This is a genomic window from Arthrobacter rhizophilus, assembly GCF_026241105.1.
Taxonomy (GTDB): Bacteria; Actinomycetota; Actinomycetes; order Actinomycetales; family Micrococcaceae; genus Arthrobacter.
Map to the genome: position 1 here is coordinate 1 of NZ_JAPFFT010000057.1, position 14,984 is coordinate 14,984.

Annotated in this window: 12 protein-coding genes; 4 read left to right on the forward strand and 8 right to left on the reverse strand. The window is 63.4% G+C overall.

The window, feature by feature from the left end:
- The coding region (locus OOZ51_RS21975; RefSeq protein WP_265982078.1) for a LysR substrate-binding domain-containing protein at nucleotides 1-558 on the forward strand (558 nt) is incomplete at its 5' end.
- On the opposite strand, the gene OOZ51_RS21980 is transcribed toward OOZ51_RS21975, so the two are convergent.
- On the reverse strand, nucleotides 489-1,769 hold the full coding sequence (locus OOZ51_RS21980; protein ID WP_265982080.1) for a flavin-containing monooxygenase: 1,281 nt from the start codon (nucleotides 1,767-1,769) through the stop codon (nucleotides 489-491). The genes OOZ51_RS21975 and OOZ51_RS21980 overlap by 70 nt on opposite strands.
- 148 nt (nucleotides 1,770-1,917) lie before the next feature.
- Between OOZ51_RS21980 and pip the strand changes: the two genes are divergently transcribed.
- Both pip and OOZ51_RS21990 read left to right on the forward strand, forming a co-directional pair.
- The gene (gene pip, locus OOZ51_RS21985; RefSeq protein WP_265982081.1) at nucleotides 1,918-2,883 is read left to right on the forward strand and encodes a prolyl aminopeptidase; all 966 of its coding nucleotides are present in this window, start codon (nucleotides 1,918-1,920) and stop codon (nucleotides 2,881-2,883) included.
- A 266-nt stretch (nucleotides 2,884-3,149) separates the two neighbouring features.
- Nucleotides 3,150-3,323 (forward strand): lmo0937 family membrane protein, encoded by a 174-nt coding sequence (locus OOZ51_RS21990; protein ID WP_265982083.1) that lies wholly within the window; start codon nucleotides 3,150-3,152, stop codon nucleotides 3,321-3,323.
- Nucleotides 3,324-3,846: 523 nt separating this feature from the next.
- Here the strand turns inward: OOZ51_RS21990 and OOZ51_RS22000 are convergent.
- The 7 genes from OOZ51_RS22000 to OOZ51_RS22030 all read right to left on the reverse strand — a co-directional run bounded on the left by OOZ51_RS22000 (nucleotide 3,847) and on the right by OOZ51_RS22030 (nucleotide 14,307).
- Nucleotides 3,847-4,914 (reverse strand): YncE family protein, encoded by a 1,068-nt coding sequence (locus OOZ51_RS22000; RefSeq protein WP_265982084.1) that lies wholly within the window; start codon nucleotides 4,912-4,914, stop codon nucleotides 3,847-3,849.
- A gap of 445 nt (nucleotides 4,915-5,359) precedes the next feature.
- The gene (locus OOZ51_RS22005; RefSeq protein WP_265982085.1) at nucleotides 5,360-6,451 is read right to left on the reverse strand and encodes a thioredoxin domain-containing protein; all 1,092 of its coding nucleotides are present in this window, start codon (nucleotides 6,449-6,451) and stop codon (nucleotides 5,360-5,362) included.
- A gap of 142 nt (nucleotides 6,452-6,593) precedes the next feature.
- Nucleotides 6,594-7,358 (reverse strand): alpha/beta fold hydrolase, encoded by a 765-nt coding sequence (locus OOZ51_RS22010; protein ID WP_265982087.1) that lies wholly within the window; start codon nucleotides 7,356-7,358, stop codon nucleotides 6,594-6,596.
- Nucleotides 7,359-7,399: 41 nt separating this feature from the next.
- Nucleotides 7,400-8,785, reverse strand: coding sequence for a Wadjet anti-phage system protein JetD domain-containing protein (locus OOZ51_RS22015; RefSeq protein WP_265982089.1), 1,386 nt, complete (start codon nucleotides 8,783-8,785; stop codon nucleotides 7,400-7,402).
- Nucleotides 8,775-12,182 carry an ATP-binding protein gene (locus OOZ51_RS22020; RefSeq protein WP_265982090.1) on the reverse strand — a complete coding sequence of 1,136 codons (3,408 nt, stop codon included), beginning with the start codon at nucleotides 12,180-12,182 and terminating at the stop codon, nucleotides 8,775-8,777. The genes OOZ51_RS22015 and OOZ51_RS22020 overlap by 11 nt, the downstream gene beginning before the upstream one ends.
- A complete protein-coding gene (locus tag OOZ51_RS22025) occupies nucleotides 12,179-12,805 on the reverse strand; it encodes a DUF4194 domain-containing protein (protein WP_265982091.1) in 627 nt (208 codons plus the stop codon). Before OOZ51_RS22025 ends, OOZ51_RS22020 begins: the two co-directional genes overlap by 4 nt.
- Nucleotides 12,802-14,307 (reverse strand): DUF3375 domain-containing protein, encoded by a 1,506-nt coding sequence (locus OOZ51_RS22030; protein ID WP_265982093.1) that lies wholly within the window; start codon nucleotides 14,305-14,307, stop codon nucleotides 12,802-12,804. The genes OOZ51_RS22025 and OOZ51_RS22030 overlap by 4 nt, the downstream gene beginning before the upstream one ends.
- A 277-nt stretch (nucleotides 14,308-14,584) precedes the next feature.
- Between OOZ51_RS22030 and cspE the strand changes: the two genes are divergently transcribed.
- The gene (gene cspE, locus OOZ51_RS22035; RefSeq protein WP_028266315.1) at nucleotides 14,585-14,788 is read left to right on the forward strand and encodes a transcription antiterminator/RNA stability regulator CspE; all 204 of its coding nucleotides are present in this window, start codon (nucleotides 14,585-14,587) and stop codon (nucleotides 14,786-14,788) included.
- The last annotated feature ends 196 nt before the right edge of the window (nucleotides 14,789-14,984 follow it).

Here is a 14,984-nt window from a genome sequence, read left to right on the forward strand (position 1 = left end):
ATCGAGGACGAGGACCTTAACCTCGTTCGGCTCATGAATGACCCCACCATGCTGCTCGTACCGAGCAATCACCCCGTTTCAGCGCGCCGCTCGGTGCGAATCGACACGCTAAAAGACCAGGAGTGGATCGTCCGCGACGAACACCCCGTCGCCGACGTCCTCCGGCGGGTCTGCCGCGATGCCGGCTTCGAGCCGCGTATCGCCTTCGCCGCCAACGATTACCAGGAAACTCAGGGGATGGTCGCCGCTGGCATCGGCATCGCACTGGCCCCGCAGCTCGCCTTGAGTGCGCTCCGCCCCGACATTACCGCCGTACCGCTCGCCGGTTCCCCCACCCGGAGGATCCTCCTCGCCCACCTCGCGAACCGCAGGCTCAGCCCCGCCGGACAGCAGGCCGCATCCGTGTTCCTGTCAACCGCAAAGCGGTTGCAAACCCTCGATGTGTTGGCCTCGGAAATCGGAAGCCAAAGACCTTCGGCGCGGCGACCTCACCGGCCCGCCACGCACCCCGCAACATACTCCGCATCCACGCCCACTCCGCCGACGATCGACGAGTAGTGGCCCGTCAGCCACGGCAGCCCCACCACGTACAGCCCCGGATACTCGGTGACTCCGCGAACATGGCGTGGATAGCTCCAGGCGTCCAAAACGGGGATGTCCACAAAGCTTAGGTCCAGCTTGTAGCCGGTGGCCCAGAGCACCGACGTGATGTTCTCGGCGGCCAGGTTCAGGCGCGCTGGCTCAGGAGCAGGCAGCCAGTCATCCGCCGGGGCCGGCTGGTGTTCAGGCGCGTCGATTTCCGCGGCGGCGATGTAGGCGTCGAGCGCCCGCCCCATGCGTTGGCCGAACCCGGCCTCGACTGTTGCCAGGCGTTCGGGGAGGTCGTCCGTGAAGGTGAGTTCGCCGTCGTCGGCTGCTTCCAGATGACCGTGCAGCCGGATGCCCTTGCGGCCGAGCGCGCGGAGGTGGACGTCGTGGCCGCCGTCGGTGCCGGAGAGCAGAGGGTTGCAAGCGAACCGTGCCGCGGGAGAGGGGAGCTGACCAACCCTTAGAGCGTTGACTCCGTATTCGGGTCCGTGGATGCCCGCTTGCAGGATCCAGTAGATGATGTCGTGCCCGCGGTACCGGCGCGGCGCCTCCGGACACGTGGCCACCGCCAGATGCACCTGCCGGCCGGCAGCGAGCAGATCCTCCGCGATCTGCCCGCCCGACTGGCCGGTCCCGACAATCAGCACGGCGCCATCGGGCAGCTGCTCCGGATTGCGATAGTCGTGCGTGTGAAGCTGCAGGACGCTCCCTGGAAGAGCGGCGGCCAGACCCGGGATTTTCGGTGTCTGGTACGCACCGGTCGCCAGCACCACATTGCGTGCCCGCCAGGTTCCGTCGGAGGTTTCAACGCTAAAGCCGCCGTCCGACGTCGAGATCCGCGTGACGTCCGTGCCAGTCCGGACCGGGGCATCGATCCTCCGGGCATAGTCCCGGAAATAATCCACCGCGCGGTCCCGCGCCATAAACGCTTCCGGGTCCGGGCCCGTGTACGGCATACCCGGCAAGTCCAGGGAGAAGTTCGGCGTGTTCAGGACGAACGCATCCCAGCGATCCTGCCAAGCGCCACCCAGCGCGGCTCGCCGTTCAAGGACTTGATGCTCGACGCCGGCCCGGTTGAGGAAGTAGCTCGTGGCCAGTCCCGCTTGGCCCCCGCCCACAATAAGGGTGTCTATCTCGAAGGGCCGGTTCTCCGGTGCGGGTGCGTGCGGGTCAGTCTCCATGATCGATCCCTTCCCCTGTTGCCGGAGATTGCCCCCCAGGGGCGTTATCTTGGCAGAACTCTACGCTCAGGGATTCGGGTGCGGGAGGTTGAAGTGGGGGAAGCTGACAGGGGGCCTGCTTGAAACTGCGGCTCGGTAGTATCTGAACATGCTGTACCCGATTACTGAGCCCTATGACACCGGAATGCTGGATACGGGCGATGGCCACCGGATCTACTGGGAGGTCTGCGGGAACCCGCAAGGCAAACCAGCCGTAGTCCTCCACGGCGGCCCGGGATCGGGTGCGACGCCGTGGTGGCGGCGGTTCTTCGACCCGGAACGCTACCGCGTAGTCCTGTTCGACCAGCGGGGCTGTGGCCGAAGCCTACCCAATGCATGCGACGACATCGGCGCACTGGAGCACAACACCACCGCTCACCTCCTGGCCGACATGGAGAAACTGCGCGAACGCCTTGCCATCGACCAATGGCTGCTTTTCGGAGCCTCATGGGGATCGACCCTGGGACTCGCCTACGCGGTGGAACATCCGGATCGCGTGTCGGAGCTCGTGCTCTGGGCGGTGGTCACCACCAGGGCCAGCGACGTCGCCTGGCTGACGCATACCATGGGGCAGATATATCCGCAGGAGTACGACGAATTGCTGGCATCCGTGCCAGCGGCCCACCGTGACGGCAACATTGCTGCGGCGCTCAATGAACTGCTGCGCTCAAGCGATCCCGAGGTGTCCGACGCCGCCGCACTAGCCTGGTGCAAATGGGAAGACCGCCTTGCCACCCTCAGCGGACCTGTGCAACCGAGCGCACTCTCACTGGATCCACGGCAGCGTCTTGGCTTCGCCAGGCTGGTCACGCACTACTTCGGCAACCACGCCTTCCTGGAAGAGGATGCCATCACCGGACACCTGGAGGGGCTGCGCCGCGTACCGGCGTACTTCCTGCGGGGCCGGCTGGACATAGCATCACCCTTGAGAAGCGCCTACGAAGTCGCCAGCCAATTGCCCCTGGCAACTCTTGAGGTCGTCGAGGCCGACGCGCACGGCGCCGGCGACGACACCCTTGACAGGCTCGTCAAAGTTCTTGACAAGTTCGCCGCCGCCGATCAAACGACGATGTGAATCTGGGACGTTAGAACCACCAGAACGTGTCTGGTCCACCCGTGAAGCGCTTCCCTTTCAGCGACCAATCCCCGGCGAAGTAATCCCCGTTTCCCAGCCTTGCGCCGCCAAACCGGATGGTAACTATCGCTTATTGTTTTGCCATTTCCAAGAACCTGATCCTGACATAGGGTGAAGCGCACCACACGGTACCCGCGTGGGCTTCGGCCGGGATCACGAACTTGGATTGATGTGCAGAGCGGCCGGGGCGCAGAATCAGCATTTCCATGAGCAAACAAACAAGGGAGATCCTCATGTTGCTTTGGATAGCCATCATTATCGCTGTTCTCTGGCTTCTCGGTTTTATCGGCAACATCGGCGGCGGGCTCATTCACTTGCTTTTGGTCGTTGCCGTGATCGTTCTGATCTTCCACTTCGTCCGTGGCAGATCCCGAACGTAATCAAGCGTCGGGACAGGGTGGCGGGAGGCACTTGTGCCGCCGGCCCGGGCCGCACCGTTGGGTATAGTCGTCGCCATGCTCCCTACGCGTCGATTTATTTGCCCCCGACCGGGTTCCGGTCGCGTGGGCTGCCAGGCGCGCGCCTAGGTCCTGGCGCCGGATTTGAGTCGGGGGAGGAACCCGCCACTCAGCTTCCCACGGCAGCGCGGGAGCGGCTCCGCATCCGCGATGGCCAGGCCAACGCCCTGATCCGTCTGGTGCTGCGTCCCCTCGTCCGGACCATGACAGATCCCCAGGCCAACCAGATCCGAAACGTTGTTTACCCCGCCTTGCACGAAGGGCCGGTCAAGGAGCTCATCGCGGGAGCGCAAGAATGGTCTAGCTAGAAGACAATAGTGACCGCGCCATCTGGCGCGGTCACTATTGCGTTGAATGCATGGCTTCTGCTGGAAGGGCCGGTGACGACGAGTGCACCGAGATTAGGCCCAATAATGGTGACTAACCGTCACGTGGTGCTGGCTGATTAACCGCGGTTATGGTTCACGTACGCAACGCATTGCCCTTGGTTCTTGAACTGTGGATAGTTCACCCAGCCGCCGTCCTTGCATTGGTCCTTGCTCGTCGGGTTGGTGTTCCCACTGATCACGGACACCGTGCCGCTGGTGTTGGAGTTGCCGACGTAGACGGAATGTGTCCCCTGGTCCACCGCCACAATATACGGACTGCTGCCGACTGGGATGGTGCTGGTCACGGTGGTCCCGTTGATCACGGACATCGTGCCGCTGGTGAAGTTGGTGACGTAGACGGCGTGTGTCCCCGGGTCCACCGCCACCCCATACGGGCTGCCGCCGACGGGAATGGTGTTGGTCACGGTGGTCCCGTTGATCACGTACACCGTGTTGTTGCCAAAGTTGGTGACGTAGACGGTGTGTGTGCCCGGATCCACCGCCACCTGATACGGAGTGCTGCTGACTGGGATGGTGTTGGTCACGGTGGTCCCGTTGATCACGGACACCGTGCCGCTGAGGAGGTTGGCCACGTAGACCGTGTCTGTGCCCGGATCCACAGCCACCCCGGACGGACCGGTACCGACGGGAATGGTGTTGGTCACGGTAGTCCCGTTGATCACGGACACCGTTCCGCTGCCGGTGTTGGTGACGTAGACGGTGTGTGTGCCCGGATCCACCGCCACCCCCTCCGGACGGGTACCGACGGGGATGGTGTTGGTCACGGTGGTTCCGTTGATCACGGACACCGTGTCGCTGTAGTAGTTGGCGACGTAGACGGCGTGTGTGCCCGGATCCACCGCCGCCCCCCTCGGACCGCTGCCGACGGGGATGGTGTTGGTCACGGTGGTCCCGTTGATCACGGACACCGTGCCGCTGCCTGAGCCGCCGAAGAAGCCGAAGTTGGCGACATAGACGGTGTGTGTCCCTGGATCCACGGCCACCCCCACCGGATTGATGCCGACCGGTATGGTGCCGGTCACGGTTGGGGCGGCAGACGCCGCCTCCGTCGCGATCGGGGCGCCCACCAGCGCCACGGCGAGAACGGCTGCAGCACCAATTCGGGGGAAAGAAAGACTACGCATGCGATCACTCCATGTCGTGAGGTTGTTCGTGGAGGGCGACGGTCGGGCCGGTCGCGTTCGTCGGGAAGTAGGCGCCCGTCGGGCGGAGACCTGCGTTGAATAACGGCACGGGTGGACCCTATCGGCGGCACACGTGTCGCGCGCATCGTGCCGAACTGGGGTCCGGCCACGAGGAAGACGTTACTCAGGGCGCGAGGCGGTCACTTGAGTGGTCACTACCTGAAAATGCGGTGACATGCTTTGCGGTCCGCTAGCTACTCAGTCCGGAGCCGTCAGTGCGAACAGGCGCGAAACAGATCGGTCAGGATCGGAGAAGCGGGCGGGGAGGCCCCGGCATAAAGTCGAAAGCACGAAGCCACCCAACTCACTGAAGGACATGCCGTGACCTCCATTATCGTGGGAGGCCGAATCAGTGTGATCCCGGCCAGGCGTCACCGCACGCCCATTAGGTCCCGGCGCCCACGCGGGCGTTGAGATTGACCTGGAGGAATTGGATAAAGTCCAATCCGGTCGACGCGCCGCCGCCCCACTGCTTGCCGTCGACGAACGCCGTCGGGATGCTGTTGATCCCGCTGTCCACTGCGAGCCTGTTGGAGTACCGCGCCCACGCGAGGAACGTGCCACTGTCGATGCACTTGGCCGAATCGGTGCCCGCCGCCGCCGCGAGGGACTTCAGCTCCTGGTTGCTCAGGCCCGAGGACCCTTGGGCCGGCTGGTGGGCAAACAACTGGGAGAGGAAGTCCGCATACCTGTCCGGGTGCGCATCGGCGACGCACGCTGCCGCGGCGGCCGCACGTGACGAGTACCTATTAGTGGACTGGCGGTCGAGGTAGGCGAGCGGGCGGTATTCCACGGTGATCTTTCCCTCGTTGCGCAGGCGGTCGAGACTGGGCCCGTAGGAGCTGTGAAAGTCGGCGCAGTACGGGCACATGAAGTCCATGTACACCACCACCTTGGCCGGCTGCCCTTTCGGCGAGGCCTCGACGCCCGGCGCATGCGCGGGCTGGCCGTTCGGGGTCGCGAGCGGATCCGGCGACGGGAGCGTGGTGGTGTCGACGGTGGACGCAGCGACAGGCACCACTTTGCCTCCCGCGGCCAAGGTGATCCCGCCGTTGGCGTTCATGTTCGCCGGGCTGGGCCCTCGATCGGGGAGTTGGAGTAGGGGAGTGGGCGAGGGGCCGCTTCCGATCCACTGCCCCGCGGTCATGGTTAACCCGGTGGACACGAGCGTCAGTGCGAGCACCGCCGCGAGCGTGCCGGCCGCAAGGCCTGCGTATCCGATCACCAGACCTGCGACGGCGAGACCCCGGCCGCCGTCGCCACTCCGCCTGATCCGCGCGAGGGCAATATGCCCAAAGATGATGCCGAGCAGGCTGATCACGAAAGAGCAGACGAGGGATGCGATGGCCAGCGGTTCGGTGCGCAGGGACGGCGGGGGATAGCCCTGCCGCGGATCGGGCCAGGGGCTGGGGTGCATCTCGTAGTGCGCGGTTGGCTGGGGCGGCCACGGGCGTTGGTCGGGCTGGTAGTCACTCATCCGCAGTGCTCCTTCTCGTGTGCAGGAGCAACTGCGCCCCCCCAATGGTCAGAGCATAGCGCCACGCATGGTGCACGCGGCAGGGTCCGGCAGCCGTTTGTTCAGGTGCCGGGCAACTCGCTCAGCCCGCACCTGACCCGCTTCAGACAACCCGATCCGCCCGTTCCCAGTGCTCGCGCAGCAACCCGCCAAGCCGGTCGGGTTCGATCCGGTGCGGGGGATCAAAGTGGTGGCGGCTAGGGAACACCTCAAGGCGGAAGTCCGGGAACACCGTGGACAGCCGCTCGGCAACCTCGCCATAGTCGTCCGGATTGCTCAGGCCGCCGAGGACAAGAAACACCGGCCGATTGAACGCAGCCAACCGAGTCCGGTCCAGATCGTAAATCTTGAAGTCCCGCAGGAACGCCCGGATCCCGGCCGGCCGCTTGGCCATCCACGGCGGCGGTCCGCCTTCGGGCGGAGGCGGAAGGACGACGTCGGGCTTCACTCCCAGCCTCATGAACGCGGCCATGAACTGCGCAGGCGGCAGAGTCTCCAGCGCTTCGTATTCTTTCCATAGCTGGGCGTGCGCCGGACTCCAGTCCCAACTGCCGGCCCAGGCGGGCTCCAGAAGCGTGAGGCTAAGCAGTCGCTCGGGGTGCTTGGCGGCGAACGCCAGAGAGGCGGCTCCGCCTCCCGAATAACCGAGCAGGTGGAACGTGTCCCAGCCGCGGGCTTCGGCGTCGCGGAGCACGCCGTCGATCTCGGTGTCCAGACTCCAGCCCGGTGGCGGCTCATCGCCGTCGTACAGCTCCAGGTCCTTCGCGACGGCGTCGACGTCCGGTCCCAGCGCTTCGATCAGCGCGCCATAAGCGGGTTGGGCGGGAAGAACGCTCCCCGGAAGAAGGACCACCCGAATCGGCTCCATGGCGGAACTCTACGCTTGCAGGGCTCGAAAGGCTCTAGGGGCTAACGATCGCCCCGCAGATCGGACAGAATTTCTGAGGTCGAGATGTCGCTTTCGATCCTCGGCGTCGACCGAAAATCAACGGCATCCGTTCCGGCAGGCCTGAGTCCGATAGGTCCGGCAGCAATCCGTTCCAGCGCCCAGTCCCAACGGACCAGTTCCTGCTCCAAGCGAACCCCGTTTCCGTATCGGTTGTTTCCCAGCGCTTCGTAGACTTCTGCCTCCTCGACGGTCAGCCTCGTCAAGAGAGCTCGCGACGGCGACGTCTCCACACCCCATGCCTCCCGATGGGCAAGCAGCGTCGCTTCATCCATGAGTACGCTGGACACGTGGGGGTGGACGGCGCGGAGTTGATCCAGGATGCGGAAGCCATGGGTGTCAAGATCTCCCCAGTACAAGACCTCGCAATCCTCCAGCCAACCCGCATCGCGCAAACTCGAAAAGCCATAGCCCGCGCCAAACAGCGCCAGGGAACGTGGACGATCCGGAAGGGAAAGGTAATTCACGAGGTTCTCGGTGGCGATCACGGACTCAACCGGAAGCCGCAAGCTCCTGAACGCCTCCGCGGTGACCATGACGTCACGCGCATCGCCCAGCAGCGGAATTGCCGGGTCCAGCAGCCGAAAGCGGACCAGTTCGGGCGGATGAAGAAAGCCGTGACGTTCGGCGAAGCGGGCAGCTGGGGTACGGGCGACGGGGCTGACGAGCAAGGTCTCGTCACCGTCCGCGGTGACACCAGCATCCGGCGGATCGTCCTCAAGCGACGTCGCCTCCAACCCCGCCACCATTTCATCAATCACGCGCCGGTGGGTCTCGAGGAATTTCGTGTGGACTCCGGGCAGGCTCAACTGCCGTACGTAAATACCTGGCCCGGGATTCTCCCGCAGCCACAACGCCACAAGGGCGGCGGTCAGGGCCGCGTCGCCCAAAGCCAGAAGCTGCAGCGGGCGCTTGAATGCCCAGGTCCGCAACGCGGGATCGAGGGCCGCCAACGCATCGGCCAACGAACGGAACCGGGCCAGCTCCCGAGTCCTGCCAACGAAGGCCGCCTCGTCCTCTACCCTCGCAAATACCGCCGCAGCGGGGAGCTGGTTTGAACCGATCGTGGTGCGGCCGACGTCGACCGTTTCCAATATGTACGTCCCGGCCGAGGCGAACAACTCAGCCGCCCACTCCCGTGCGGTGGCATAGTCGTCACGCAGTTCGGTGGCCGAGGGCCGCTTGAGCGCACGACGGCGGGGGTACGCTTCCGTTGGTTCCAGCGCCTCGCGCAGCAGTTGCCCGCGCTCCCACGCCGCAGAGGACAGCGCCCGCAGCCCTGCCAGCGTGGTCCAGTTTCTGGACGCGCCAGCAGACCTGGTTGCACCTGCGCCACTCTTAGCCGGCACGGCGATCCCGCTCCTCGCGGTATTCCGTGATGGTCATGTTGCGGAGCTGGGAGTCATTGCCGTTGGTGTTCGCTACGAAACCCACATGTGCTACAAAAGGCTCGATGACGTGGATCTTCTGTAGCGGTGTGACAATCAGCAATTGGAGTTTCATGCGCTGGAAGAGTTCCAGGCCGTAGCGCGCGGACTCGTCCGAGCCGCGGCCGAAAGCTTCGTCTATAACCACAAAGCGGAAGCTGCGGCCCTTCGCTGCGCCCTTTCCCGAATTTTTTCCGGAAGCAAGTCCGAACTGGAAAGCCAACGCCGCCGCAAGGATCGTGTAGGCCAGCTTTTCCTTCTGACCGCCCGATTTCCCGCCCGAGTCCGTGAAGTGCTCGAATTCCTCGCCGGTCTCGGTCCACTTTTCCGAGGCTGAGAAAGTGAACCAGTTCCGCACGTCCGTTACTTTGGCGGTCCAACGCTCGTCGAGCGCCGTGTAGCCCTCCCGACCCCGGAAGCGCTCGATGAGCCTCTCCACCTGTAGGTACTTCTGTTCCGAGTATTGATCCTCGTCCCCAATAGTCCCTTCCGAGCAGGCCCGCAGGTCGATCCCGAATTGGCGTACGTCCAAGTCGGCGGAGCCCTGGTGCTCCAGCTGGATGTGCCTGCCCGGGTTGTATTCGATCGCCGCGAGGGACAGGTTGATTTCACCGATCCGATTCACAATGTCCTGGCGCCGGCTGTCGAGGAAAGCGTTGAACGCCACCACCTCGTGGATAGTGTTCTGGGTCAGCGACTCCTTGAAACGCGCCTCGAAGCGCGGAAGATCGTCCTTCTCCAGCTGCTCCAGCAGTCGATTGAATTCTCCGGCTGCGTCTAGCGAGGCATCGATGTCGTTAGTTTCGTTGGGGTACTTGCCGCGGAACTCCGTCATCAACCGGACGGTGGACGCCGCCGCCGTCGCGATGCGCTTGGTGAGCGCATCGATCGAAGCGGTCAGGCCCGAACGGACGGAGCTCTCAGCCGCACCTGTATTCCTGTAGGTGAGGGCCTTCTCGCCCAGAACTTCGGACGCGAGCATCGCGACGGCGGCCAGCACGCCGCCGTCGTGCGTCAACGGATGCTCCTCCAGCGCAAGGCGGCACTCCTCGATCGCTGCGGCGATGTCCTTGGCATCCTTCTCATTGGCGCCCAGGCGCTGCTGGACTTTGTTCGACTTCTCCTCGAGGCGTCCGAGCTTCCCCGCAACCTCTGCTTCCCTGGCTGTTAACTGCTGCAGCACGCTGCTGGCCGACTGGAGCTGGCTCTTCTCATCCTTGAGCTCCTGGATCCTGCGCACGGTCAGCTGCCAACTGATGTCGGCGAAATCGCCCGCTGAACGGATGGTGCCCAGCTGTTGATTCTGACGTCCGAGAGCGCCCAAGGAGGCGTCCACCTTGCCCAGCCGCGTCTCGACACTGCGAAGCTTGCCTTTGACGTCGTCGCGCTCGGCGAGGAAACGGGCGATCTTGTCGTGGTTGTCCCAGCCGAGGACGTAGTTGCGCTGGTCCGCGAGATCACGGCGATCGTCCTTCTCGTGCCGGCCCCGGCCGCCCTTGAGCTGGCCGTTGACCGTCAGGGCCTTGGGGTAGCGGCGAAAGTCCTCCATGGTGTCGCAACACACGTAGTCGAACCGGGTGCTGAGTTCGTCCAGCAAGAAACTGCGGAAGGCAGTGCTCTGCTTGATGGCGATCTTCGCAGCGAGCGTCCCCGCCTCGGCAGGCCGCGCAGCAAGCGAATCGCCGACCCTCAGGTAGACCAGCCTGGCGCGGAGGTTATTGGAATCCACCCAACTGCTCACTGCCGGATAGTGCTCGGCCGAGACCAGCAGGGAGAGGGCGAAGCCGCGCAGCGTTCGTTCCGCTGCACCCTCCCATTCCGACTCGCCGTCGCGCACCCGCAGCAGCTCGCCAGCATAGGGCAGCGCGCTTTCCGCGACGCCTATTCCCTCACACAGACGACGGCGGAGTTCCAGTTGGGCGAGCGGCAGCAGGGTCTGGCGGGACTGCAGGCTCACCAGCTCGGCATCGATGTCCTTCCCGCGCACCATGAGGTCCGTGTGCTCCACGCTCAGCTGCGTCCGCTGGTTCTGGAGGCCGGTGTTCTCGGATTTGAGTCTTGCTTCCACCTCGCCCAGACGGGTCCGGTTCGAGTCGAAGAGCACGCGGTCTTCCGGCACGCTCAAACCGAGTTCGACGGCGGCAGCTGAGTACTGCTCGAAGCGCTTCCGTTGGGAGCGTGACTCCTCTTCGAGCCGGGCGACGTCGGCGTCGATTGCGGCGAGCCGTCCTCCGCCGTTGGTGCGGATGTCCTCCTGGACCACTGAGAGTTCGTGGCGCAACCGCGAAATGTCCGCGGTGAGCTGGGTGCAGTCCTCCAGCAGTTTGGCCCCCGTGTTCTCAAGCTCCCGCTGGTGTTCCAGGCTCAAAGTCAGCTGCTGATCGGTGAACCACGGATGCAGCTGATCGCGCTGCTTCCGGGCCAGCGCATCTTCAGCACTCAGTTGCTGATGCACTGCGGCTCCATCCCGGATTGGCTTCAGCAACCCGATCTGGTCCTTCGCCCTCAGAACTGCCTCGTGGGCTTTCTTGAGGTCGTCAAAGTGGTGGATGAGGTTGTCGATGCGCGATTTCACGTCATCTTCCTCGAGCATGTTGGTCCGCACAAAGTGGGTGATGTTCTCCACCTGCTTCATGGAGACCGTACGGTGGAACAGATCCATGGCCTGGTTGCCGCTGATGCCGAAGTGGCGCTTGAAAGCTGCAGCGTAGGGGTCGAAGGTGTCATGGACGGCCGCGCCCCCGGCACGGAGCTTCTTCTTCAGCTTGGCCGGATCCTGTCCGAAGTTAGCGAAGTCCTCCGCGATGGACTGCTCGGTTTCGGCCAAGGAGTAGAAACGGCTGGGCTGGCCCGCTTCCTGCATGGTCCAGAGAGTGATGGCCAGCGTGACCGACTTCTTGAGGACTGCGTTGTGGAAGACGCCGAGGACCACCGTGAGGGCCCCCGGCGCTCGCAGCGCCACGGGTTTGGAGTACTCGCCGCCTGTGCTGCGCGTGCTCTTGTGGAAGCCGCGCACGTACGACATTAGCGTGCGTTCGCGCTTCTGCGCACCTGCGGCCTTGTTGTAGTCGATCCGGTTGGCCGGGAGCAGGAGCGTGGTGATCGCGTCCACCACAGTGGACTTTCCCGAACCGATGTCCCCGGTCAGCAGGCTGTTGGCGCCGTCCAAACGGAACGTGCGGACGCCGCCGTGGAACGTCCCCCAGTTCAGCAGCTCCAGGCGGTGCAGCCGGAAGCCCGGGGCGGCGCCGTCGTCGTCCTTTTGCCCAGCAGGGAACTCGTCCAAGCTGAAGAGGCCGTCCTGCAACTCGGTGGTCATGCGTCTTCCGTTTCTGCCGATGCTGCGGGCTGTTGCCCGGTGAGCGAGCGGCGATAGTCCGCCAGCCGCGCGTCGAACTCTTCCAGCCACTGTGCGTCCACGTACGCCTTCAGGATGCGCGCCACCTCATACGTGCCGGTTTCGCCGCGCAGTTTCCGCAGGAATCCGAGCTCAACCACCTTCTTGATGTTGGTACCCAGCTTGTCCAGGATCCGGGCTTCATTGCTGGATTCGGGTAGGAACACCGAAACCATGTCAGTAATCTCCTGTTCCGTCATGATGAGGCGGAGTTCGCTGCTGTTGGTGTCGAACTCCAGCATCCGGCCACGCAGGAGGGCCAGGAGCAGGCTGACATCGAAGGTCAGTTGACGCCTGGGGATAAGCCGGGGGAGAGTGCCTTCCGGGTCCTCCCGCGACTTGAGGAAGGCGTAGCCCTCTGACTCGTCGAGGATCAGGTCCAACCCGAGGACCGCAACATAGTCACGGACGTGGGAGGCTAGCGCGATCAGCGACTGCCAGGTTTTCTCGTCTGTTTCCGCGTAGATCACGCCTTTGAAGAGCCTGGTGACGACGCCGGGAAGTTCCTCCGGAGTGCGTGCGGCTGGTTCGGTCATGGTGCTCATGCAGGCCTCACAAAGATGATTTGATCGATTGTCGCTTCGCGGACGCTGCCGTCGGGCAATGACCATGTCAGCTGCTGGGTTGCCTCGGGGTTGATACTCGCCCAGTCAGACTCGGCGGCAAGCTGGTAATAGGCAACCAGCTCGGCGAGTCCCTGCGACAGCGGATAGGCGGCGGTGATGTCTGCCAAGGTGGCCTGGTCTGCGTCCTCCAACACGGCTTCGATGGAGGACTTGAGGCGCTCCTTGTCCACGTAAAACTGACTAAACAGGGCACCAGCGTCAACATCCGCGTCGTCGGCGGCAACGACGTCGTCCATGACGAGGACCCGGCTCCCCGGCTCGTACAAGGGACGCTCAAACGGCAGCGACACATCCACCGACGGCGCGTCGATCTCCATGAAAATGCCCGACGGCGGGTGGTCCCGCATAGTGAGGGCGCTGGACTCGACGCTTCGGATCAGTTGCATGATCCGCTTGTTCTCAAGGAAGACCTTGTCGTCCAGAAGCCTGCGCATTTGCTGGGAGAGTTGGCGGACAGTGGCCTGGGTCTGCTCGACGGCGGGCAACCAGTCCTGGTGGAGGTTGGCTACGGCATGGAGATTGTCCATGCGTGACAGTGCTTCGATCTGTGTAGCGCGCTGCAACAGCTCCCGTAGCTCGGTCCGGAGCTGTGGGGACATCAAGTAGTCCCAGAAACCCTGGAACGTGCGGCCTTGCAGGGAACTGCCAATATCCTGCTGGTTGGCGAAGATCGAGTCGAGGAGTTCGCCTTGGCTCCCATCCCACGTGGCGATCTGCTCGCGCACCTGGCGGTCCAGCCTTCGGAAGTTTTGTTCGACTTCGCGGAAGTCGGAAAGCAGGTCTTTGGCCAGCGTGGTCAACTGCTGGAAGTGGTCCAGGGCTTCCGGAGCGCTCATGACCTTGATGTTGCCGTCGCGCAGGCGCTGCATTTCGGCGTCAATCCCGTCGCGCTGGCGCTGGAGTTCGGCCAATCGCACATCAGGGTCCGTCTCAGATTGTTGGACGAGCGTTTTAAGGACTGCGAAGATGCTGGTCAGTCGCGATTGAGTGGCGACGAAATCCCTACCGCGGAGGTTCTCGACCCAACGCACTACGTCCTCCGCGGCGGCGGTGAGATCGTAGTGCGGTTCGTCCTGGCCGGGAACGTAGTATTTCCGCAGCCAGGCCCGCTCAGGACCGGCCCAATCGTCGAGGTAGTCTGACGCCGGGCGGGGGAACTTGTCTTCTCCGAACGATTCCCGGACGCCGAAAAGGACATCATCCAGGACGTCGATGAGCTGCTGGCGGCCGATGTTTCGTTGGTTGGGACCGGTAAATGCGGCCATGAAGAAGTGCACGGCCAGGGGAGCGTTCTGGGCGCGAAGCAATGCCCATCCCGCATGGTTTTCACGCAGTGAATTTATTGCGTAGTAGTCCATCTGCTCCTCTGGTTCCAGCCACGCCGGCCGCGTTGATACCTGGGTGCACTCCAGCGGCTTCATCGGTGTTTCTAGGCTATGCGAGATCTCGGACAATTTCGGGTCAGTCCGGGCGTAGTCGGTCATCTGGCGGCGCGCGACAGATGAAGAGTTTTGACAAATAGTAGCGATCCGCCCAAAGCCCTGTATGCTTGTAGCTGTTGTTGTGTTTGGCATTTGGTAGTTCAGGCAGTTCCCGCGGTTCATCAACCGCGACCTTCTGAAGTAACGGTGGAGAACACCCCACACCGGAGGCCCGACAGTCGGGACAACCTCCACCTTCAGTAAGGAAACTGAAAAAATGGCTACAGGTATCGTCAAGTGGTTCAACTCCGAAAAGGGCTTCGGCTTCATCTCCCCGGAAGATGGCAGCCAGGACGTTTTCGCTCACTACTCTGCAATTAACTCGGGCGGCTACCGCTCCCTCGAAGAGAACCAGAAGGTTTCCTTCGACGTCGAGCAGGGCCCCAAGGGTCCCCAGGCAGTAAACATCCAGGCTCTCTAAGCTTCGGATTTCAAAAAGCAGGGCCGGTCATTGACCGGCCCTGCTTTTTTATGCCTATTCGCAGGTTGAGCGACAGCCTCGCGACGCGCAAATTACCCGGGGATGCGCTAAATCCCTGTCGACACCCGAATACGGAATTTATCAAGCTGTCTGTGACAGTTCGTTGGTTTGGGTTGGTTGATTGATCCAGGCTTCC